Origin of the sequence: Streptomyces sp. NBC_00510 (assembly GCA_036013505.1) — a bacterium.
In the GTDB taxonomy this organism is placed as follows: Bacteria; Actinomycetota; Actinomycetes; order Streptomycetales; family Streptomycetaceae; genus Actinacidiphila.
Genome location: CP107851.1, coordinates 10031545 through 10053526, shown reverse-complemented (window position 1 = coordinate 10053526; position 21982 = coordinate 10031545). Strand labels below are relative to the sequence as shown.

The window sequence follows — 21982 nt, the reverse complement described above, 5'->3', positions numbered from 1 at the left end:
CAGCGCGTGAGTAACACCACCACTCCCCCGGTGCCGGCGCAGTACGGACCGGCCACGCAGCCGGTGGCGGCGCCCCGGATGGTCAGGCAGCGTCGGCGTCGCCCTGGCCTGATCGCCTTGTCTGTTGCGTTGATCGCCGGCGGGGGTCTGTCCGGTGCGGTGTTGTATGCCTCTTCGGGGCAGCGCACCGCCGTGGTCGTCGTTACCAGGGACGTGCCTGTCGGTTCGCAGATCACCAGGGATGACCTGGGTACCGCATCGCTCGCGCTGGATCCGGCGGTGCAGTCTGTGAAGGCTTCGAAGGCCGACTCTCTGGTCGGCCGGCGGGCGGCGATCGGCTTGAAGGCCGGGTCTTTGCTTGCGCCGTCTCAGGTGACCACCAGGTCTTTGCTGGGACCGGGCGAGCAGTTGGTCGGGGTCGGTGTGAAGCCGTCGCAGTTGCCTGCCACACCACTCGTGCCGGGGCAGAGGGTTCTGATCGTGAGCACGCCGGATCCGGATGCGGTGTCCGGCCCCGGTAGCGCCTCCGTTGATGACAGTACGCCCAAGACGCTGGCCGCCACCGTGGTCGCGGTCGGCAGACCGGCGACCGCCACCGGGGTCGTGGTGGTCGATGTAGCTGTCCCAGCCGCCGACGGGCCCGCTCTGGCCTCCCGTGTCGCCACCGGCGATGTCGCTGTGATCGTTGCGGCCCGGGATGGCAGCTGATGGCTGTCATTGCTCTGGCCGGGGGGCTTGGTGCACCCGGGGTGACCACCACCGCGATGGCGTTGCTATTGGCTTGGCCGCTGGAGGCGGGGCACCGGGTGGTGCTGGCGGAGTGTGATCCCGATGGCGGGGCGATCCTGCCCGGCGCGTTCCAGGGCACGCTCGGCGCTACGCATGGCCTGCGCAATCTCGCCTTGGCCGGACGGCAGGGCCAGCTGGGCGAGGCGTTTTGGCGGCAGTTGGTGGATGTCACCGACGCCGGCAGCAGAGACCGGCTGGTGCTGCCGGGGTTGTACGACCCGGCGCATGCCTCGTCCATGGGCCCGGTGTGGGAGCAGCTGGCGGCGATGTTCGCTGGGATCGAGGCTCACCGGCACGATGTGCTGGTTGACCTGGGGCGGCGTGGCGCGTTCGGGTCGTCGCAGGTGCTGGCGCAACGGGCGGACGTGGTGCTGCTGGTGGCCCGCAACACGCTGCGCGGTCTGCAGGGCGCGCAGGTGCGGCTGTTGGCGCTGCGTGAGCAGTTGGGCAGCGCGGTGGAGATCGGCCTGGTGCTGATCGACTGCGGGCCGTTTGTGAAGGAGGAGGTGCAGCGGCAGCTGCAGGTGGAGGTGGTGGCGACGCTGCCGTGGCGGCCTGGCGAGGCGGCGGTGCTGTCGGACGGGGCTCCGCAGCCGAGGAAGTTCGAGGCGTGTGAGCTGATGCGGGGCGTGCGGTCGGCGACGACCCGGCTGCGGCAGCTGGTGGCGACCCGGCGGGCCCGTCTGGGACCGCCCGGGGCTGGGAGTGGGAAGGCGGTGGCCGGTGCGCGCTAGCCCGCTCCATCAGAATCCCTCTGTTGCCCCGCTTGGTGAGCGGATTCCTGCCGCCACGGGGCGATGGCAGCAGGGGCCGCACGGTTACGCCGATCCGATGCCACCCGCACAAGCCCACTCACCGGGCATGGTGGGTGCGCCGCAGGTGCCGGGTGTGGTGGTGGACTACCAGGCCGTCCGGCTGATCAAGAAAGAGGTCGGGGAGCGGTTGACCGCGCTGCTGCGGACCCAGCCGGGGATGAGCCTTGGGGCGCAGGAGCAGCAGGGCCGCGCTTTGATCAACGAGCAGGTCGCGGTCTGGGCGGACGCGGTGGCGATCGAACGTGGGGTGGCCACTGCCGCGGTGGAGGACGCCGCGGTCGCGCAGGCGGTGTTCGACTTGCAGTTCCGGGCAGGGCGGCTGCAGCAGCATCTGGACAACCCGCAGGTGGAGAACATCCTCATCAACGGCTACCGCGACGTTGCGCTGGACTTCACCGATGGACGGCGCTTGGCTGTGGCACCGGTGGCGGACAGCGATGAGGAGCTGCGGGAGCTGCTTCGGGACCTGGCCCGCCAGTCCGGGCAGAGCGAGCGGACCTTGTCGACCGCGAACCCGTTCCTGGCGCTGCGGTTGCCTGACGGTTCCCGGCTGCAGGCCATCACCGACGTCACGCCGGGCACCTATGTGACCATCCGCCGGCACGGACAGCGCCACGCCGACCTCGCTGATCTGGTGCGGCTCGGGATGATCGACACCACGCTGGCGGCGTTCTTGGCCGCGTGTGTGAAGGCCCGCAAGAACGTGATGGTGGCGGGTGGGCAGGCGGCGGGCAAGACGACGCTGCTGCGCGCCCTGCTGAAGCAGACCGACCCCGACGAGCGGTTCGCCACGCTGGAGACCGAGTACGAACTGTGGGCGCACACCAACGGCTACCACCGGCAGGTGGTGCCGCTGGAGGCGCGGGAGTCCAACGGTGAGCGTGTCGACGGGCACAGCGCCGGCGAGATCACCTTGATGGATCTGATGTACCGGGCGCTGCGGATGAGCTTGGCGCGGGTGGTGGTCGGCGAGGTCCGCGGGCCGGAGATCGTGGCGATGATGCAGGCCATGACCAATGGTCAGGGCGGCAACCTGTGCACCATCCACGCCTCCCACCCGAGCGTGGTCTTCGACCGGATCGCTGAGCTGTATCTGCAGGCTCAGGGCAATATGACGCCGGAGCTGGCCTACCGGCAGGCGGCCCACGGTCTGGACTTCATCGTCTACGTCGACGGCTCCATCGACGAGCGGCCGATCGGCGGCCGCCGCCACCGGTTCGTCACCCATGTGCTGGAGGTGACGGGCATCGGCGAGGCCGGCCGGCCGGACACCAACCAGATCTTCGGCCCGGCGCCGCAGTGGGACGAGCCGCGGGCGGTGCCGCACATGCACCCGCGGTGCATCAACGAACTGCGGCGGACCGGCTTCGACTCCGATCTGCTGAGCGCCCCGCGTGGCACGTGGCGCGGCGGGCTGCCTCTGCTGGTGGGGGGTGCACCGTGATGAGCGGGATGCTGCTGTGGGTCGTGGCCGGGCTCGCGGTGGCCACCGGGATGGTCGGGGTCGTGGCGGGCGTGGCCGGCACGAGCGCGCCGAAGGGCCCTGGCGTGGTGGCCCGGCTGCGGGCCCGCACCGGTCAGGCCGACCAGGACGCGAGGTTGCGGCGCCGCAACCGTCTGGTCGCAGGTGGCATCGCCGGGGCGCTGGTGTGGCTGGTCACCGGCGTGTTCGTGGCCGGCGCGCTGGTGATGCTGGCGGTCGTCGGTGTGCCCTGGCTGCTGGCCCCCACCCAGGGCGCGGCCCGCCGAATCGGGAAGCTGGAGGCGCTCGGGGACTGGACGATGCGGTTGTCCAATGTGCTGCGCTTGGGGCGCGGCCTGGACGAGGCGTTGAAGCTGTCCCGCAGGGGCGTTCCGGAAGCGATCGCCGGCGAGGTCGCCGACCTGGTCGACCGCCTCGCGGTCGGCTGGCGGCCGGTCGATGCGTTGCGGGCGTTCGGTGACGCGCTGGACGACGTGACCGCCGACAAGGTCGTGGCTGCCCTGATCCTGTCCGCGTCCGACCGGGGGCCAGGTCTTGCCCAGGCACTGGAGGATCTCGCGGACTCCGTCCATGAGGAGGTCGCCAAACGCCGTCAGATCGAGGCGGACCGGGCCAAGCCCCGCACGACGGTGCGGTGGATGACCTTCATCACCTTGGGCGTGGTAGGAGCCGGAATGCTGGTGCCCGGCTACACCGCCCCGTACGGCACCGTGCTCGGGCAGCTGGTCCTGGCGCTGCTGGCGGCTGCCTTCATCGGTGTGCTGGCGTGGATGCGGCAGCTGGCCGACCACCAGCCGGTCCCGAGGTTCCTGATCGCCGATCCGCGCAGCCGCGTGTCGGTGCCGGCGGCACCGACCGACCGGCCGGCCACCTCCGGGGAGGACGTGTGATTCCCGTCGGTGCGATCCTCGCCGGATCAGCGGTCGGCGCCGGGGTGGCCCTGCTCCTCAAGGAGCTGGCCAGTCCAGCGCCGGCCCTGGGACCGGCGCTGCAGCGCCTGAATCACCCTGCTCCCCCGGCACCAGCATCAGTCAGTGTGGACCGGGACGAACGCTGGGGGGCGTGGCTGGTCGAAAACCTTGGCTCGCTGGCCGCCGTACGGATCCCGAGCCGCAATCTTGCCCTGGTCGGCACCTCACCCGGCCGGTTCCTGCTGGCCAAGGTTGCTCTGGCCGGAGCGGGTCTCCTGCTGCCCCCGCTGGCGGCGATCCCGTTCCTGCTGCTGGGCGTGCCGGCTTTCCTGCCCGCCGTCGTCGGCCCGGTGTGCGCGGCCCTCTTGTGGGTCGCCCCCGATCTGGCGCTGCGGGATCAGGCCAGGCGGGCCAGGGAAGAGTTCGCCCATGCCATGGCCGCCTATCTGGATCTGGTGGCGCTGCGGCGGGCCGGGAACGTCTCCGCCGAGCAGGCCATGGAGCAGGCCGCCCAGGTCGGATCGGGCTGGGCGTTCACCCGTATTGAGCAGGCCCTGGCCAGCTCCCGCCTGGACAAGGTGCCGCACTGGGAAAGTCTGGGGCGGCTGACCGCCGAGCTGGATCTGCCGGTCCTGGACGACCTGGCCGCGATCATGCGGCAGTCCACCGACGACGGCGCTTCCGTGTACGCCACACTCCGCTCCCGGGCGAAGAACCTGCGCACCGAACTGCTCGCCCGCCAGGCCGCCGAGGCCAACGCCGACTCCGAGAAGATGACCGCCCCCGGCGCGCTGCTGGCGGTGCTGGTCATGCTGCTCATCGCGTTCCCCGCGGTCATCCGCATCCTGACGACCTGAAACCCGCCGCACCCCCTGCACCCCTGCACCCCGCTGACAAGGAGCATGCATGATCTCCCGGCTCGCCCGTCCGCTGACCGCCGCCTACCTGTGGGCCAGGAAACAGCACGCCAAGGGCATCGAGCGAGGCTCGGACGCCGGCGATATCTCCATCACCACCGTCATCATCTGGGTCGCCGCCGTCACCGGTGCCCTGATCATCGCCGGCACCATCGCCGTGGTGATCTCCAAGTACAACGGCCAACTGTCGGGCATCTGAGGCAGAGCGTGAAAAACACAGACGCATTGATCCGCTTACGGTCGGCGGCCGCGATACGCGCCCGAACCCGCGGCGACCGGGGAGAAACCTCCCTTCAGATGGCGATCGTCTTCCCGTTCGTCATCCTGCTCACGATCACGGTCGTACAGGCCTCCATGTGGTACTACGCCCGCAACATCGCGCTCACCGCCGCCCGCGAGGGAGTGTCAGCGAGCCGCGTCTACCAGGGAACCAGTGGCGACGGTGCGGCACAGGCACGGCAGACCCTGGACCGGATCGCCGGCGACTCCTTACGCGACCCGCAGGTCAGCACTGCCGGGAGCACCGCCGTCACCGTGCGGGTCACGGTGACCGGCACCGCCCCCTCGCTCCTGCCGGGCATCTCAGGGCTGCACATTTCACAGTCCGCATCCGGCACCAAAGAGCGCTGGACCGCTCCGTGAGGCCCCGACGCCAACTGCGGGCCGCGATGGCGGCCCGGTTATGTGGCGACCGGGGCAGCGAGGCAATCCAGGCCGCGATCGTCACCCCGCTGCTGGTCGCCTTCGTGTGCATGGCCGTTGCCGCCGGGCGGCTGGTCACCTCCGGCAGCAAAATCGACGCCGCCGCCGAGGATGCCGCCCGGGCCGCCTCCATCGAACGCACCTACCAAGCGGCGAAGTCCGCCGCCTCCAAGGCGGCCGAGCAATCCCTGAACGACCAGGGCATCACGTGTACGTCCACGAGCGTGTCCGTGGATGCCAGCGGCCTGACCGTCCCGGTCGGGCAGGTCGGCTACGTCACCGTCACGGTCACCTGCACCGTCGGCCTCTCCGACCTCCTGCTGCCGGGCGCTCCCGGAGCCAAAACGCTGACCAGCAGCTTCACCTCGGTCGTGGACGCCTACCGAGCGAGGGAGCACTAGATGACGCTTCCCGCAAGGCTGCGCCGGCGCCTGCGGCCCAAGGGCGGCGACCGCGGGGGCATCGCGGTGTTCGTGGCGGTCTGCACCGTGGTGCTGCTCGGCATCATCGGCCTGGTCCTGGACGGTGGGGGCAAGCTCCGCGCCACCGAACGTGCCGACGCCCTCGCGCTGGAAGCCGCCCGTGCCGCCGGGCAGGCCATCGACCCGGCTGCGGCCATCACCGGCGCCGCGATCCGCGTCGACCCGCAGGCTGCCGAGGCGGCCGCTCAGTCCTACCTGCACCGGGCCGGCGCAAGCGGTCAGGTGACCCTCTCCGGTGACGGCACCCGGGTGGCCGTCGTCGTCACCGGCACGTACGACACGAAGTTCCTGACCGTCTTCGGCATCGGCGCGCTGCGCGTGAGTGGCCACGGGACTGCAACGTTGCTGCACGGCGTGACCCAGCCCGAGTAGCGGCACGCCCCCGCACGAGAAGGGCCCCACAAATGCCCCAGCCCCCCACCGGCTCGGCCCGCGCTCCCCGTACCGGCCCGGTGTTCACCGTGGTGCGTGCCGGCGTGAGCTTCGTCGTGCTGGTCGCGCTGCTGGCCGGACTGCCGATGCTGCTGTGGTGGGGCACCGCCATCGTTGCGCCCGGCGGCATCGCTGCCCTCGGTCACTTGTTGTCCACGCAGGACTCCGGGCAGGTCTTCCTGCTGGCGCTGGCCGTGGCCGGCTGGATCGGATGGGCACTGTTCGCAGTCTCGGTGCTGCTGGAGATACCCGCGCAGTCACGCGGCCGCGCCGCACCCAGGCTGCGGTTGCTGGTCGGGCAGAAGGCCGCCGCGACTCTGGTTGGCGCCATCGTGCTGGCGCTGCCCACCGGCACGGCCCTGGCCGCCTCCGCCCCCACAGCGCAGGCCGCCACAGCCACCGCCACCCCCCACCCCGGCACCAGCGCCCCCGAGCAGCCGACCACGACCGCTGTATCTGTGGGGCACGAGTCGGACACGACGGTCGCCTATACGGTGCGCCACACCCGGCCCGCCGAGAGCCTGTGGTCGATCGCCGAGGCACGGCTCGGTGACGGCAACCGGTGGGAGGAAATCGCCGCCCTCAACGCCGGCCGCATCATGGCCGACGGCAGCACCTTCCACGCCGACGCCCCGATCCGGCCCGGCTGGACCCTGCGCCTCCCCGGCGACGCCACCGGCACCACCGCGGCCGGCAGCACCGCCACCGGCCTGCACACCGACGGCGGCCACGCTGCCGAGGCCATCGACGCTGAACACACCGGCGACTACACCGTCCAGCCCGGTGACAGCCTCTCCCAGATCGCGCGAGACGAACTCGGCAGCGCCGACCGGTACCCGCAGATCTTCCGTCTCAACGAGGGCGAAGCCCAGCCCGGCGGCCGCCGCTTCACCAATCCGGACCTGATCTACCCCGGGCAGCACCTCGAGCTCCCGGCCACGCACGCCGCCCACCCCAACCACGACAATGAAGGGGACAGTGACGGCAGCAGGGATGGGACCGGTAGCGGCTCTGGCCGTCACCACGGCCAGCAGCACCACCGGGCGGCCTCGCCCACCACGCCGGATGCAACCGCCGTCCCGTCGAAGGCCGCCCCGTCCGATGCCGCGCCATCGACCGGCAGCGGGAAGGACACCGGCCGCGTCCCAGACCCGACCGCGAGCGGCACCGGCCGCCCGGCCCGGCTGGAGCCCGCCTCGGCGATTCCCTCGGCACCCCTCCCCACTGCCCCGGCCGGCCAGTCCACCCATGGCCCCCAGACATCCGCTTCGGCCTCCACAACACCTCCAGTGGCCACAGGCACTGACCAGGGCTCGGACGGCATCGCGCAGCATGTGGCGCTGACCGCAGGGATCGGCGCGCTGCTGGCGGCCTCGCTGACCGGGGCCCTGGGAGTGAAACGGATCCTGCAGCAACGCCGTCGCCGCGCCGGACAGACCATCGCCATCGACGCCGAACCCACTCGGCTGGAGCAGGTTCTCCATGCCACGGCCGAGCCCGCCGGGGTCGCCCTGCTCGACACCGTGCTGCGCACCTTGGCCCAGCACGCCGACACCGCCGGCCAGGAACTGCCCCCCATCCGGGGAGTTCAGATTACCGACCGGAGCGTGCAGCTGATCCCTGATGACCCGCAGGCCCAGCCGCTTCCTCCCTTCGCCGGCGGCGACACACCGGGCACGTGGGTCCTCAACCCCGCATCCCCGCTGCTGACCTCCGATACCGCCCGCCACGTACCCGCCCCCTACCCGGGCCTGGTCACCCTCGGCGCCACCGAGGACGGCGCCCTCCTGCTGGCCGACCTCCTGCACACCCGCACCCTTCTCCTGGACGGTGACGCCGACGACGTCCTCGCGGTCACCCGTGCCCTGGCCCTCGAGGCCGGCACCAGCAACTGGACCGACCACACCGAGATCATCACCGTCGGACTCGGGGCGCGGCTGGCGACACTGCTGCCGAAGGGCCGCATCCGGGCCATGCCGCATCTGCCGTCCGTCGCAGCCGACCTGGGCGCCCTGCTGGTGGAGGCACATCAGCACGGCGGCGACCTCAAAAATGCTCCCACGCCACTGCCGTGGATCCTGATCTGCGCCGGCGACATCGACGCCGACCACGCCCGGCAGCTCGCCGACGCCCTGTCCGCAGCCCGGGACCTACCGGTCGCGGCGGTCCTGCCAGCCGACGACGCCACCCGACAGGCCTTCCCGGACGCCGAGCACCTCCCAGTGGCTCCAGACACCCCGATCACGCTTGCCCACCTCGGTTCCGGCCCGGTACAGCTGCAACGCCTCACCGACGATCAGTACCGCAGCTACCTCCACGCGCTGGAAATCGCCGACCGCCCCGCACAAGCAGCCACCGGCGCCTGGCAACTCGCCGAAGACCACAACATCGCCGCCGCCACCCCGCGGCCCAAGCCGCACACGATGCTTCTGCGCACCGACGAGGAGGACACCGACCCCGGTGATCCCTTCCCTGCACTCCTTGCCACCGCAGCCCCGGCCCACAACCAGCTGATCGATTCCACCGCCGGCAACAGCAACCGGACGAGCCCCGAACCCGAGCAGGCCGGCACGACCGGACATGCCTTCCTGCCCGCAAGCGCCCCCTCCACCGAACCCGGCGGTCACGGTGTCCCGCAGGCCCCGCACAAGCCGACACCCAGCGACAGCAACGTCGTCGGGGACGACCCGGGCGCGCCGGAGATCAACGTGCTGGGGGCACTGCAGGTCTCGGGAGTCACCAGCTCCGGCCACGGCCCCAAAGTCGCCGAACTGGCCGCGCTGATCTACCTCCGGCCCGGGCGGACCGCCGATACCCTGTGCGCCGCGATGGACCCGGCCTCTCCTTGGTCGACCCGCACGCTGCAGTCACGGCTGTCGGAACTCCGCAGCCGCTTCGGCACCGCCCCGGACGGACAGCCCTACCTGCCCCGGCCCAGCAACGGCTACACCTTCCACCCCGGCGTGCGCTCGGACTGGGCCCTGTTCCAACACCTGGCCACCCAGGGGCTGGCCTCCGCCCCCGCCACCGGCATCCCGGACCTGGAAACCGCGCTCAGCCTCGTACGCGGCAAACCATTCGATGGCCAGAACTACCCCTGGGCCCACTCCGTACAGCAGGACATGCTCTCCCGCATCATCGACGTCGCCCACACACTGGCCACCTGGCACACCGACCAGGAAAACCCCGACCTGGACGCCGCCCGCCACGCGGTACTACGCGGCTTGGACATCGACGAAACCGCCGAAGTCCTCTACCGCGACTGGATGATGATCGAGTGGGCAGCCGGCAACACCACCGGGATCCGCAAAGCCGTCGCGCGTGCCCAGCACATCGCCCACACCTACGACATCTCGCTACAACCCCTCACCCAACAAACCATCGACCTCGTACTCCCCACCAAACAACCCACCCCGGCCGCCCCCCGCAAGACATGACGACGAAAGACGAGGTGCCGGCCGAGCACGGGACAGACCGAGGCAGACCACACCCAACCCAGACACGCATACGGTCTGGGACCACAGGCGGCTCATGCCGTCATCAACGACATCAGCTCGAGGTTTCCGGAGCTCTGGCAGCTTCCCGGCCACCACAGCGGACCATCAAGACCACCGATGCGGACCACACCAACAGTCCAGTTGCGGGATATTTAAGGCAAAGTAGCCTGGAACTGCGTGAACGACGCTCTCTGATCTTGGAGGTAGGCGATGTTTCACCGGCTGCTGCGGCGTCGCAGGCCGCGCGGGATTGTGTTTCTCGGCAACGGCCGCCTGATCCGGGGGTTCAGCGGTAGCCACTACGACGGGCACGGGTACCAGGGCTGACACCATCCGCAAGTCGAACCGGGCCCGCCGTAGCACGCTGCGGCGGGCTGATCTTGGAGGATATGCGGTGGCGGAGGATACCGATGCTCTGACAGCCATGACGCAGGTCCTGTCACCGCATTGCCGTGTCACAAGGATGGCCGGCGGAGCGCTGATTGCGGACTGGAGACGGACGCGTTTTCTTGCGATGGCGGAGGCGGACATCCAGAAGTTCGCCGGCGAAAACCGCGAAGAACGCGCCGAACTCGTCACAGGTCTCATCCGCGCCAGGTGCGCGACAGCCTGCCCAAAGGAACATTCCAACGCCCAGATCGGGCTCTGGCTGCGCGGGGTACACCTGCTGATCCGGACCATGGGGTTCGGGCACGTCCTTCGGCTCTTGTCCTTGGCCGCTCCGGATTACGCCCGTGCAGACCCCGCCTCACCGCAGGACATCGCACGCCTGAAACGAGCAGTGCAACGCCACGGCCGCACAGGCTGGTTCGTCAACGACGACTGCAAGGCCCAGGCCGTGACGGCTTACATCCTGCTGCGGCGGCGCGGTCTGCAGGCTGTGCTTCACGTCGGAGTGCGTGAGCACCCGTTCGCCATGCACGCCTGGACGTCTTCGGCCGGCCTGTGCATCCCTGACGCCGATCCACGCGGGCACGCGTTCACGCCGGTCCTGTCGATCAATAGCGCAGGGCACTGACGTGGAAGCCCTCCACCTGGAGTGGGCCGGGGGCGCACCGAAGCTCTCGGCGGCCGGGGCCATGGCGCGGCAAGGCCTGGTGACGACGGCTTCCTCACCGGCCGGGACCGCGGTGGTCGCCGGCTGGGTCGGCTCCGTCCGTGACCGCGTGGCCGGTGCGCGCGGCCTCCTCGACGCCTTCGGACGGCCGGGAACCGCACCGCCTCTGCCGACCGGTGACTTTGCGGCTGTCCTGGTGTGCCGCGACCGCATCCTGCTGATGCGGGACGAACAGGCACGCATTCCCCTGTTTTTCAGGGAGTCTGGTGGCCGTGTGAGTGCGGTGAGTACCTCGGCGCGCCGCCTGGGTGGTGGAGCAGATCTGGAACCTCGCTACTTCTGCCGCTATCTGACCGGCAACCTGGCGCAGCCGCGCTCGCAACTCACTCCCTTCGCCGGGGTACAGCGGGTCCTGGGCGGCGAGGTGGTGGAACTCTCGCTCACCGGGCAGATACGCGGTCGGTCGCTGCGACGCGACGCTCAGGCGCACGACCCACCGGCACCGGCAGCAGACGCCCTGCGCCTCAGCGGCGCCGCGAAGGAGCTGCGCCTCGCGCTGGAGGGCGCGGTCGGGCGCCGTATGGGCCAGGTGACGGCGTGCCACGTCTCCGGCGGCACCGACTCCACCAGCATCGCGTTGCTCGCGGCCCGTCTGCTGGCCGCGGCACAGGACCCGGGAGACCTGGTCCTGCTCGCCGGGCGATTCGGCTGGGGAGAGCTGGCCGGGGAACAGCCGTATCTCGACGAGGCGATGAAGGAGATCGGCCGTCTCGCACCCGCAGCCCGACCGGTCGTCGTCGATGTCGACGACGTCGCCGACTTCGACGACTTCGAGCATCACGCGGGAGACCCGGACGAGCCGCATGCGCACGCCTTCCGTGCCCCGTTTTGGAGCAGGCTTCATGCCGCGGCCTCGGAACTGGCCTGTGACACCCTCATGACGGGCTGCGGGGCCGAGCCTATTGCGGACGCCAACCCGCTGCACCTGCACCAGTTGGCCCGCTCAGGACAGCTTTGGCAGATGACGAAGCAGGCACGTGCCTGGGCCGAGGGCAGCGAGCGGGGCGTGCGGGACGTCGTCTGTACCTACGTCGTGCAGCCGGCTGTGCCGCTGGCAGCCGAACGGATCACAGCGCTCGTCCGCCGCCGTGGAACCGTGCTCGGCGGCCTGGGCAACTTCTCCCGCCCGCGATGGATCAGAGCCGGATTCGCGCGGGCCCACGGCTACCGTGGGGCAAGCGTCTCGGAGAGCCGCTTCATGTTCGGACGCAAGCCGGAACAATCCTTCTACGACGCGGCCACCTACATCGCCGCTCCCGACCCGCTGTCCTGGCGCCGCGCACCACGGGACGGATTCTTCCTCTCGCACCCTTTCCTCGACAGGCACGTCATCGCCGCGATGCGCCGCCTGCCCGCCGAGGCGACGTTCCATCCCGGCCGTCCGAAGGCGGTTCTGCGCGAGGCCATGGCAGATCTGCTGCCGCCCCTCATCCGCGGCCGGACGGTCAAGGTCGCCTTCAACGAGCTCTACGCCCGCGGCCTGCGGGCACACGGCGACCAGCTCATCGACCTGTGCCGCTCTGCGCGTCATCCGCTCATTGCGGAGATGTTCGACGTCGAGACGCTGTGCCGGGCAGTGCGGGAGGCACAGCTCGGCGTAGGAGACGCATACTCCTGGGATCGTATGAACAGCTCTCTTGCCCTCGTGGTGTGGCTGGAGCGGTTGAACCAGCGCCTCAGCGCGCACGGTGGCGCGGACATGCCGGTCATCGCCGGCCTTTGATGTCCCACAGCGTCCGTTCGATCGGGCCTGTGAGGACGTCGGCGAGACCGTACCAGTTCCTCAAGTCGCGATTTTCCTCGTCTGGAAGCTCGCGGTCTTCTTCGCCGTCTCGCGTGACGGCTACTTTCAGGCCTGCGCCATGCTTGCCGAACTGCCAGTAGACGGTGACGTAGCGGGGGTCCCTCGTATGCTCGGCAATCGCGTTGCCCTCGTGCACCCTGCCGCGAGAGACAACGGAGTCAACGGGGTTCGAGCTCCACTTATTCTGGTCCACCATCCACTGGGGCAACTTGACGCCTTTCCAGGAAAATCCGTTCTGGCCAAAGCTCTCCAATCGAAGCCGGTCCTTACTCGCCAAGCTCACACTGGCGTAGAAGGCCAACTGGTCGTACTGCGTGTTCATGGGCAGTTGCACGACCGTTTGGGTGACCACCGTGTCACCCGGCTCGATCCAGCTGCCGCCGCGCACCAATGGCTGCGCCGCCACCAAGTCGCCAGGCTGGTGGATCTCCCGGCGGGACAGTGGGCGCTGCTCATATTCGCCCCACTGCTGGGCATCAGCACGCCACTGCTGGGTGAGCCGGTCCTTGGGGCTCAGGGGCACTACTTCGCCCATGGCGTGGAACTCGGCGCCGAACACGTAGAAACCCACATTGCTGCGGTTCTCGAGAGTGATGTCGACGGGTATGGCGAATGCCTTGCGGTCCTTGGTCACCGCAGGCTTGCCCACAACAACGTCGACACGGGGCCTTCCCTCGCGCTGGGTCGGCTTGTAGAGGTTCTCGTAGCCGAAATTGGCAACCGCCACTGCCGTGGTGACGACCACTGCCACGGCCACCCGCTTCGGAGCGGGGATGACGACCAACGTCCGGTACACCGCCAAGGCAGCCCATGCCGAACCCACTACGAGCAGGCACCACAGCACCAGGTAGGGCGTGGAATCGCCATCCCTGGCTGTCGTGACCAAAAGGAAGATGTTGCCCGCGCATGCCGCGACCGTGGCGATCAGCGCGACCAATCCGGCGGGCGGGAAGCTGTTCCGGAACCAGTGGTCCACGACCGCGAGAGCGCCCAGCAATGTGGTGACCGACAGCACGATGAGGAGGGCACCGCTGATCCGACCCGTGTAGGTCAGAGCTCCGCCGACGTTCTCGATACCGAACCGGCCCAGCAGCACAGCTGTCACGAGGAGGACCAGCAAGATCAAAATCACCGTTGCCGGCGACCGCCCGTTCTCCGCCGGTCTCCACAGCCGCTGCAAGCGCGAGCCGCCGCCGGAGCCGGGGGAAGTCTTCACGCGATCACCTGCCGCAGCAGGCCGTACGTGATGTGCCGGCAGCGCCGACGGTGACCGCGACCGGGCGGACCACCCACGCCGGCCGGAAAGAGTTCGGCCAGTCGGCATGGGCGCAGGCCAGCACAAACCATGGGGTGCGTCTCCTTGAAGCATCACTGGGGGCACTGCACGGGTGAAGCGCCCCGACGAGCCCCCTGCCGGCTTCCGGCGGCATGAACCTCGCGATGGCGTCGCGAATCATCAAAACCCCGAAGCGGATCCAGGAGACCTGGCGCTCTGCCAGGGGCTCGAGCACCATCGTCGGTGCTGATCATCCAGCTCACCATCCGGGATACCTCCGGACGGCCCAGTGAACCGCCCCGGTTCTCATCGAGGCCCTGCCCCGCGTTGCGTGGAGTCGGGACAGCTGATTTCACGCTGCCCGTGCTGCACGTAGCTCGCACTCCAGCTGAGCATGCCGAGGGCAGAGTGCCTGCGTTGCCGGTTGGGGCGGAGAGTTGTTGAAGGGTCAATTCTCCACCCCTCCGACTCCACCAGCCCAGGACAGACCACTCCATCGCTCCCGGTGCGGTTCACCACGTGCAGAGGGCAGCTATGTGGGAGATGATGCAATGGACGGCTGCACCCCTACCCCAGTCGCGTGTGCCTAGCGCTACGACGCAAGGGAGACAGCTATGTGGGTCGCGATCCTGCTTGCTGCACTGGCCCTGCTGCTCGCTCTTGCAGCAGTTGTCTTTGTAGTGGTTGGTCGCCACGCAGATAGCAATGGGGGCCTGACCGAGCGAGTCCGAAGTATGGCTGGACTCCTGGCGGTTGTGGCGAGTGACGGCGCGATCGCCGGTGCGGCGGCCGTGGGCATTGACAGAGCCTCAGCAGACAGTAATCAAGTAGTCGCACTGCTCACGAGCGCGTTTACCGCTATAACCGCCATAACGACGGCATACTTCGGCATAAAAGCGGTTTCAAATACCGCGGCAAGCGCTCTGCACAAATGCGAGCAGGAAACGCCCAGGAAACCCACATGAAGTCGGTCGAGGATCTCCACGCGGACGCGGTGATCGGCTCTCCTTTGCCTGATCCCATGGTGTTGGCGCCAGTCACGCGTTTCTTTGACGGTGAGATGCTCCTTGTGCAGGGTCTGGAGCCCTGCGGGGTTGCAGGTCGGCGGAACACAGCTGCCTCGATGTCAGTCGGACCTCACAGCTGGCCGGCCGGGGCCAGGCGGGCTCGAAGCACCACGTGAGCGCCCACGAGCGCGGCACGCTGCTTGCAGTCCTCCTGACCGGCTGCGGCGGCCGCTTTCCGTCCGGCCGCCATGGTGTCGCCGGGTCTGGTGGCACGTGCGCACCGGCCACGGGTCAGGATCGACCGCCCGCTCATCTGCCGTCACCGCCGGCCGCAGGCGACTACGGCTGCTGTGTTCCCAGTGACACCGGGCTGCCAAGACCTGGTACCGGACGTGAGGACTTTTGTCCTTGTGGTGGAGTCCACCATCCGCAATCTCTTCCCTTCAGGAAGGCGCGATGACGGTGCAGCAACAGCAAGCTACGATTCCGACGGTTCTGGTGTACGAGGATGACCCCGGTTTTCCCCCGCAGGTCAACATGCCCGTACCGCATCCCGTTCCGCAGCTCGACATACTGCCCTTCCCGACGGCGATCGCGGAAGGCATGCCGCAGCCGGACGGTGCCGGGCCGGGTACCGAGGCCTTCCGGTACTGGGTGGCGGCCGATGCGCTCAGCAGGACCAGCCAGACCTGGGGTCCGCTGGTTCCCACCGCAGCGCAGTGGTATCCGACGGTCGGCCGCACTCTCACAGCGCACCTCAACGCAGGGGACGACCTCAACGCCTTCTACAACCGTGAAGGCCTGTGGTTCTTCCGCCGAACGGTGGCGGGTGTCACGGTCGCTGCGTGCGAGAGCTCCGAGGTCGTCGAGCACGAGGCGGGGCATGCGGTCCTCGACGCTCTGCGCCCTCAACTGTTCAACGCGGCGAGCGCAGAGGCGGCCGCCTTGCACGAAGCGTTCGGTGACATCAGCGCGCTGCTGACCTCGCTCCGGCTGGAATCACTGCGGACCGTGGTGCTGGCCGAGACACAGGGCGACCTCGAACTGTCCTCGCGGGTTTCGCGGATGGCCGAGCAACTGGGCTGGGCGATCCGCCAGAACCACCCGAACGCGGTCGACCCGGACTGCCTGCGCAACCTGTCGAACAGCTTCTTCTACCGCGACCCGGTGCAACTGCCACCGAACGGCCCTGCGAACACGCTCTCCAGCGAGCCGCACTCGTTCTCCCGGGTGTTCAGCGGCGCGTTCCTCAAGGTCGTCGCCGGGATCTTCCGGCAGCAGGACCTTCAGGATCAGGCGGGTCTGGCCGCGGCGGCCGAGATCGCGGGGCAGCTGCTGGTGGATGCCGCTGTGGCCGCGCCCGTGGTGTCCGCCTACTACGCACAGGTCGCCGGTCACATGATCGCCGCGGACCAGCGCCGGTACGGCGGCCAGTACGGTCAGTCCCTGCGCTCGGCGTTCATCCGTCACGGCATCCTGTCCCTGGAGGCCGCAGCGTCCATCACCGAGCCGGAGGTGGCACGCCGGGGCGCCGGCATCGCCGAGGCGACGCCGGGCGGTGGTGACGACCAGGGGCTCACGGCCGTCACGGTCCACGGGGCGACGTACGGCGTCACTCAGCCGATCACCCTCTTCGCCCCGGCAGAGGAACGGCGGTTCGGCATCGCAGGCTCCGACCCCGCCGGCGGCTCGGTGCGGCCCGCCGACCCCGAGCGGGTCGCCACGTCGTACTTGGAGGACCTCTTCCGCCGCGGCCGCGTCGACGTACCCGCCGAGCACCGCTCCGAGGCGGCGTTCGTCGACGACAACCCCTCCCGGCTCAAGACGCACGAGATCACACGGAGCACGACCGGCGAGGGTCTGGTCTTGGTCCGGCGGTGCTTCGACTGAGCAGTTCAGCAGAACTCAACGGACAAAGCGCAGACGGCGGACGGTAAGCCGTCCGTCGTCCCCGCGCTTGATGACGTGCGTCGTCCTGGGCGTCGGCTCCTCCCCCTCGAACACCGCCTCGCCCCGCGCCAGCAGGTCGCTGATGAATTTCTCGGTCGCTCGGCGCTCGGCGTCATCGCTCTGTCCGCCTTCACCGGTACCCTCCGGGCCTTCATTACTGTTTGCACCCATATAGTGCACTTTATTTCATTGACGGCAGGATGCCTGGATTCGTTCATTTCCAGGAACAGCGTTTGTCGATGGGTCGCGGCGGGCCCGGCGGCTGCCTTAAGAGGCTTTGTGAGGGGCGTCCGCGAGCGATTCGGCTGCCGAGGCCGGCTGGTCGTCCCGGATCGGCAATGGCCGCCGTGTCATCGCGCCGCAGGTCCGCGCTGAAACCGGCGCGCTCGAGCGCTTCGGCGCCCTGCGTGGTCACCGCGGCGAGCGCGAGCCGGTCAGAGACGGTCTGCACGACAAGGTCTCGGTCTCGTTCACGGCCCGCGGTCAACCCGGGTCACACACGGGCGCCCCGACCGGCGTCTCCATCACCGGCATCCCCGCGTCCGCCCCTCACGGCCACTGTCGCGGTCTCCGCGCCGGGACCGGTCCCCATGCCGGTCGATACCGACGCAGCGCGGGCGCAGGTGGGACGGCGAGGCCGGGCTCACCGAGATGACCCGCGCCCTGAGGGCGCAGCCGGAAGCTCTGCAACACGCCGTGGCAGGCGCGCTCGCCGGGGCGGGCACTGTCCGTTGCGGCCGGGTCGAATCAGGCTCCTTCCGAGGGGACCGGCGTCACGGCCGACGATCCATTGGGCGCCGAGGCTTCGAGCCAGTACGCAGTTGGTCAAGTGGCATGGCTTGGGGCGCCGTCGCCGGGTCGTTCGGTCAGTACTTGGCGGCCAGACTGACCTGAGTGTCGCCTCCGGCGCCTTCGAGCCGCCACCGCAGCCACTTGCGGTCGGGCGCGTTGGTGTTCACCGAGAGCCAGTGTCCCGGAACGACCTTGCCCTGCCAGTTCTGGACCCAGAAGCACTCCTGGCCGCTGCACTGCCACACGTCGACGAAGAGAGTGGCGTTGTGCGACCCCTCGCGGCCGACCATCGCGATCCCCGTCCCGAAACCCACGGCCCGATTCGTCCCGCAGGTCGCCCAGTCCCAACCCTGTACGCACGACTGGGCGCCGTTGCAGAACGTGTTCCGGAACCAGATCTGCTCGTCCGTGGCGCGCGCCGCGGGCTCGCCGTAGCCGGCCCACTCACCACTGGCCTGCTTTCCGGCCTCGGGCGGTCCCTGAACCTCGCCCGGAGTGGCGGGAAGCTGGTCGATCGCGCGACCGCCCTCCACGATCGCCATCGTACCGTCGGGGAACGCGAGGATCTGGATGGCGTGGTCGTCCCCAAGTGCCATCGTTGTCTGAACGCGCGGAGGCAGCAGCGCCTGCTTGATGTCGGTGGTCATCGTCATCTCAGACTTCCTCTCTGTGGCCAGGGACGCGCGGCGGCGCACCCTGCCAAGACGAGTGTGCTGAAGGGGAATTGGGGGCCGCCGGTGCGTCCGGTCACGAACTTCCACCCGAACGGCCCCTGTCGTTTTCAGTCTGTCACGGCGCCTGTCGATGCGCTCGCCCGCTGCCCGGGCCGTCGAACCGGCTCAGCATCCCCTTTGAACTGGGCGAAGTCGGCGGCCACGGCGTCGGCGTCGACCGCCAAGCCGGCTCTCATCCAGCCCTTCACTCCCGCAGGACCCCGGGGCAGCCGACGGCGGCGAGGCGCTGAAGCACGCTGCGGCCGCGAGACTCTCAGCCGGGACCGGGCCGGACTGCGGCTCACCGGTGCTCGCGGCTTGGTGCGCTGCGTGGATGGGCAGGCGGTTTCCACCGCCGCCCGTGTGCACCTCGTGCAGCGCCATTGTCCCCAGTTCGCAGCCGCGTGTGGTGGCCGGGGAACCCCTTGCGCTCGCATCGGTGACCACATCAGCCGGCACATCTGCCGAAGGGCTTCACCTGGCGGGACTACCGTGAGCCGGTCGTCCGCGCGCGCGTCCAGCTGGCCCTGTCCACCGAACGGCTCCGTCCCGCATTCGGCTCTGTCGCGTAGTCGGTGGTGGCGCAGCGCGTTGATCACTGGAGGGGGATGCGGTGGCGGAGTAGGGCGAACCGGGCCCGGCCGTGTCTCTGCCGCGTGATCCTCTTGGTTCGCGTGTTGACGCCCTCGGTGCGCCGTTGCGAGGGGCAGGGTGAGGCCCGCATTGACCGCGGACCGGTCAAAAGTTCGAGGCCGTTCACGAAGGCGTGCAGGTGGGGTAGGGCGCAGGCGCCGACGGCTGTAGCCCATTGGTTGAGCCTGGCGTCGTTGCCGGTGCTGAGGGTGAGGGGTGCGGCGAACCCTGCGACGAGTTAGGTGAGTTCGGTCATCTCACGACAGGCGGCGAGGTCTCGCACGAGCGCGGAGTCCTTGTCCCGCAGGTTGTCGGGACGGGTCAGGACAAGGCGGGTGAGCCGGCGGGGCGTGGTGACAGGTCGGTCGCTCTCGGCACGACCCTGGGTGATGCAGCGGTCGAGGAGCGTGCGGCTGCCGGTGGAGCCCAGCTCTTTGATCTCGCCGAAGCGCTGGAGCACGAGGACGGCGGGGTCGGCTGTCCGGCGTTCGTGTAGGGGTCGCGGTAGGGGTCGCCAGGGTGGGCCGGGAGCGCGGTGCCCGACGCAGGGCCGGGGGTTCGCGGGTGCGTGCGTAGCGTTTGACGCTGTTGAACGATGGATTCAGGCGGCGGCCGCACTCGGAGGTTGTGCAGTGCCCGGAGTAGCGTGGAGATGGACGCCTTCCCAGCAAGCCCATCAGGCACGCCGACAGCGCCCTGGGCCGTATGCGCTGGAGCGAGCCGGAGGAGGGCCACGATGGCCGAGTCCCCGCGCATCTCGTACCTCAAGGTGAACGGTGCCGCCAGAGCCGCGACCGGAGAAGTCGGCGTGGCGGGCACGAAGGAGAACAGCCGGCCCGATGTGCTGCTCTTCCAGCAAGGGCTCAAGAAGGTGGTGGGCTTGGACTACTCGTCCGGACCCGGCATATTCGGCCCCGCGACCAAAGCGGCAACGACGAAGTTCCAGCGGTCGCATGGCTGGAGCGGAGCCGACGCGGACGGCATCCCCGGACCGGAGACCTGCAGACTGCTGGCCGACGAATCCGGCCTTTTCAAGGTCGTCGATCTCGGCGCCGCCCCCGGCGGCAGGATGCCTTCACCGTGTCCCGGGCACAAGGTGACCCACCCCTTCGGAGTCAGGAACGCGCGCTACGCAGCCGGCTACCACACGGGAGACGACTATGCCGCGCCAACCGGAGCCAAGCTTGTCGCGGTCCGGCCCGGCACCGTGGAGTTCTTCAACGGAGGTGCATATGGCAAGGTGGCCAGACTCCGGGCCGACAACGGCCGCGACTACTGGTGCTGCCACATGGAACGCAATGGAAAAGCGGGCCGGGTCAAGGCCGGCGACGTGATCGGCTACGTCGGCACCACCGGCAACGTAACCGGCCCGCACCTTCACTTCGAAGACCGGCCTCGCAACGCCGGGTACGGCCACGTGCGCAAGCCGCAGTGGTAGCGCAATCCGTCCGCGCGCGGCTGGCCGACAGCAGCTGCCGGCAGGGCCCCGACGAGCGACGCCGCAGAGGCAGGGCTGCCGGTGGCCGGTATTCTCCGGGGTACTGACGTGGAATGCGCGACGTCGTGTCCGCGGTGCCTGGCAGGGTGTGGCGGGTGCTGAACCGGCGGGGTCACGCGGTGGCCCGCTGCACCGTCGAACGCCTCCTGCTCGAGCCCGGCATCGCTGACGCCCGTCCGGGGCCGGAAGGCAGCCGCGGTGACCGCGGCCTGTGTGGCTTTCTCTCCTCAGATCGTGAACGGCCGCTGTCGAAGGAATCGGTTGCTGGGCCGACCGGTCACGAAGAGGTTCGGGCTCTGGGTGGCCGGCATCCGCTTGAGGATCTCGCGGTGGAATGCCTTGTAACCGCCCGGGAACTTGCCGCCGTTCCACACCTGAAGAAGGGTGCCGGTGAACAGGCCGTTACGCAGCCCGTCGGCGGCCAGCTGGTTGTCCTGGCACGCCGAGATCAGCACAGCGCTCGCGCCGAGTTCCCGGCTGTCCCGTGCGTCCAGCTCACGCTGGATGGCGTCGTAGAAGCCCTGGTCACGCCGGTAAAGCTCATCCTGCTTGTCCAGGGGCATGAGCCTGGATGTCGTCTCGATCTGGTTGGGGTCGGTCGTCTGGAACTGCTCTTCCATGGCTTCTGGCGTGAGCAGTTGCCGGACCCGCAGCCCCGTTCCACTGTGACAGCAGTCCAGGAAGGCCAGGATGCGAACGCCCTCGGCGAAAGCCTCCAGTTCCTTGTACAGCTCGTCGTCGATGTACTCGCGGTCGAAGAAGCACATCGTCTCATCGAGCCGGTCCGGCTCGTCCTCGGGCCCGTTGATGTCGGGGACTTGCCCGCCATGGCCCGAGTAGGTGAACAGCAGGATGTCACCCGGCGACAGGACCTTGGCTGCCCTGCGTAGTTCGGTGTTCACGTTGCCGACGGTCGCCTCGGCGGTCAGGAGCATGGTCCGGTCCTTGAACCCGGCTTGTTTGGCGAGCTGTTCCATGTCGCGAGCGTCGTTCTCGCAGGCGATGAGCTTGCCGTCCCAGCCGTTGTACTTGTCAGGGTCGACGTTGTTGAGTCCGATGTGGATGGACATGCTCTGAGCCATGGACTGGCTCCTTCCGTACGAGTGACAGCGCCCCGTGGGTCGCCCGCGGGTACCGAGAGCCGGTCATGGGGCCGAAAGCCCG

General features: G+C 69.2%; 19 protein-coding genes and 1 pseudogene. 15 read left to right on the top strand and 5 right to left on the bottom strand.

Going from position 1 to position 21982, the window contains the following annotated elements; all coding sequences use genetic code 11:
- Positions 1–6 precede the first annotated feature (6 nt).
- The 12 genes from OG937_45870 (at position 7) to OG937_45815 (ending at position 12868) form a co-directional block, all read left to right on the top strand.
- Positions 7–708: an SAF domain-containing protein gene (locus tag OG937_45870; protein WUD78513.1), complete on the top strand. Its 702-nt coding sequence runs from the start codon at positions 7–9 to the stop codon at positions 706–708.
- Entirely contained in the window at positions 708–1523 is an 816-nt protein-coding gene (locus OG937_45865; protein WUD78512.1) for a hypothetical protein, read from the top strand. Before OG937_45870 ends, OG937_45865 begins: the two co-directional genes overlap by 1 nt.
- Positions 1513–3048, top strand: coding sequence for a CpaF/VirB11 family protein (locus OG937_45860; protein WUD78511.1), 1536 nt, complete (start codon positions 1513–1515; stop codon positions 3046–3048). Before OG937_45865 ends, OG937_45860 begins: the two co-directional genes overlap by 11 nt.
- Entirely contained in the window at positions 3048–3977 is a 930-nt protein-coding gene (locus tag OG937_45855) for a type II secretion system F family protein (GenBank protein ID WUD78510.1), read from the top strand. Before OG937_45860 ends, OG937_45855 begins: the two co-directional genes overlap by 1 nt.
- Positions 3974–4855, top strand: a complete 882-nt coding sequence (locus OG937_45850) for a type II secretion system F family protein (protein ID WUD78509.1) — start codon at positions 3974–3976, stop codon at positions 4853–4855. The genes OG937_45855 and OG937_45850 overlap by 4 nt, the downstream gene beginning before the upstream one ends.
- 49 nt (positions 4856–4904) lie before the next feature.
- Entirely contained in the window at positions 4905–5114 is a 210-nt protein-coding gene (locus OG937_45845; GenBank protein ID WUD78508.1) for a hypothetical protein, read from the top strand.
- Positions 5115–5212: 98 nt separating this feature from the next.
- The gene (locus tag OG937_45840) at positions 5213–5557 is read left to right on the top strand and encodes a pilus assembly protein (protein ID WUD78507.1); all 345 of its coding nucleotides are present in this window, start codon (positions 5213–5215) and stop codon (positions 5555–5557) included.
- 26 nt (positions 5558–5583) lie between these two features.
- Entirely contained in the window at positions 5584–6018 is a 435-nt protein-coding gene (locus tag OG937_45835; GenBank protein ID WUD79086.1) for a pilus assembly protein, read from the top strand.
- A complete protein-coding gene (locus tag OG937_45830) occupies positions 6019–6471 on the top strand; it encodes a hypothetical protein (GenBank protein ID WUD78506.1) in 453 nt (150 codons plus the stop codon).
- 32 nt (positions 6472–6503) lie between these two features.
- Positions 6504–9968, top strand: a complete 3465-nt coding sequence (locus OG937_45825; protein WUD78505.1) for a LysM peptidoglycan-binding domain-containing protein — start codon at positions 6504–6506, stop codon at positions 9966–9968.
- Between the two features lie 454 nt (positions 9969–10422).
- On the top strand, positions 10423–11046 hold the full coding sequence (locus OG937_45820) for a lasso peptide biosynthesis B2 protein (GenBank protein ID WUD78504.1): 624 nt from the start codon (positions 10423–10425) through the stop codon (positions 11044–11046).
- 1 nt (position 11047) lies between these two features.
- On the top strand, positions 11048–12868 hold the full coding sequence (locus tag OG937_45815; GenBank protein ID WUD78503.1) for an asparagine synthase-related protein: 1821 nt from the start codon (positions 11048–11050) through the stop codon (positions 12866–12868).
- Here the strand turns inward: OG937_45815 and OG937_45810 are convergent.
- A complete protein-coding gene (locus OG937_45810) occupies positions 12852–14165 on the bottom strand; it encodes a hypothetical protein (protein ID WUD78502.1) in 1314 nt (437 codons plus the stop codon). The genes OG937_45815 and OG937_45810 overlap by 17 nt on opposite strands.
- 674 nt (positions 14166–14839) lie before the next feature.
- Here OG937_45810 and OG937_45805 point away from each other — a divergent pair.
- Positions 14840–15190 carry a hypothetical protein gene (locus OG937_45805; protein WUD78501.1) on the top strand — a complete coding sequence of 117 codons (351 nt, stop codon included), beginning with the start codon at positions 14840–14842 and terminating at the stop codon, positions 15188–15190.
- Positions 15191–15730: 540 nt separating this feature from the next.
- Positions 15731–17122, top strand: a complete 1392-nt coding sequence (locus tag OG937_45800; protein WUD78500.1) for a hypothetical protein — start codon at positions 15731–15733, stop codon at positions 17120–17122.
- A 15-nt stretch (positions 17123–17137) separates the two neighbouring features.
- Here OG937_45800 and OG937_45795 read toward each other — a convergent pair whose 3' ends face one another.
- From OG937_45795 to OG937_45785, 3 genes and pseudogenes are all read right to left on the bottom strand, one after another.
- The gene (locus OG937_45795; protein WUD78499.1) at positions 17138–17353 is read right to left on the bottom strand and encodes a hypothetical protein; all 216 of its coding nucleotides are present in this window, start codon (positions 17351–17353) and stop codon (positions 17138–17140) included.
- A 695-nt stretch (positions 17354–18048) separates the two neighbouring features.
- On the bottom strand, positions 18049–18627 hold the full coding sequence (locus tag OG937_45790; GenBank protein ID WUD78498.1) for a hypothetical protein: 579 nt from the start codon (positions 18625–18627) through the stop codon (positions 18049–18051).
- A 655-nt stretch (positions 18628–19282) separates the two neighbouring features.
- Positions 19283–19940 (bottom strand): annotated as a pseudogene (locus OG937_45785) (transposase).
- Positions 19941–20056: 116 nt separating this feature from the next.
- Between OG937_45785 and OG937_45780 the strand changes: the two are divergent.
- A complete protein-coding gene (locus OG937_45780) occupies positions 20057–20758 on the top strand; it encodes a peptidoglycan DD-metalloendopeptidase family protein (GenBank protein ID WUD78497.1) in 702 nt (233 codons plus the stop codon).
- 287 nt (positions 20759–21045) lie between these two features.
- Here OG937_45780 and OG937_45775 read toward each other — a convergent pair whose 3' ends face one another.
- Positions 21046–21900 carry a caspase family protein gene (locus tag OG937_45775; GenBank protein WUD78496.1) on the bottom strand — a complete coding sequence of 285 codons (855 nt, stop codon included), beginning with the start codon at positions 21898–21900 and terminating at the stop codon, positions 21046–21048.
- Positions 21901–21982: the final 82 nt, after the last annotated feature.

Excerpts from the sequence above, each read along its gene's own strand:
- OG937_45830 (WUD78506.1), top strand. The coding sequence starts at position 6,019 with ATGACGCTTCCCGCAAGGCTGCGCCGGCGCCTGCGGCCCAAGGGCGGC.
- OG937_45790 (WUD78498.1), bottom strand. The coding sequence starts at position 18,627 with ATGACGATGACCACCGACATCAAGCAGGCGCTGCTGCCTCCGCGCGTT.
- OG937_45840 (WUD78507.1), top strand. The coding sequence starts at position 5,213 with ATGGCGATCGTCTTCCCGTTCGTCATCCTGCTCACGATCACGGTCGTA.
- OG937_45835 (WUD79086.1), top strand. The coding sequence starts at position 5,584 with ATGGCGGCCCGGTTATGTGGCGACCGGGGCAGCGAGGCAATCCAGGCC.
- OG937_45795 (WUD78499.1), bottom strand. The coding sequence starts at position 17,353 with ATGGGTGCAAACAGTAATGAAGGCCCGGAGGGTACCGGTGAAGGCGGA.
- OG937_45775 (WUD78496.1), bottom strand. The coding sequence starts at position 21,900 with ATGGCTCAGAGCATGTCCATCCACATCGGACTCAACAACGTCGACCCT.
- OG937_45855 (WUD78510.1), top strand. The coding sequence starts at position 3,048 with ATGAGCGGGATGCTGCTGTGGGTCGTGGCCGGGCTCGCGGTGGCCACC.
- OG937_45780 (WUD78497.1), top strand. The coding sequence starts at position 20,057 with ATGGCCGAGTCCCCGCGCATCTCGTACCTCAAGGTGAACGGTGCCGCC.
- OG937_45845 (WUD78508.1), top strand. The coding sequence starts at position 4,905 with ATGATCTCCCGGCTCGCCCGTCCGCTGACCGCCGCCTACCTGTGGGCC.
- OG937_45805 (WUD78501.1), top strand. The coding sequence starts at position 14,840 with ATGTGGGTCGCGATCCTGCTTGCTGCACTGGCCCTGCTGCTCGCTCTT.
- OG937_45825 (WUD78505.1), top strand. The coding sequence starts at position 6,504 with ATGCCCCAGCCCCCCACCGGCTCGGCCCGCGCTCCCCGTACCGGCCCG.
- OG937_45865 (WUD78512.1), top strand. The coding sequence starts at position 708 with ATGGCTGTCATTGCTCTGGCCGGGGGGCTTGGTGCACCCGGGGTGACC.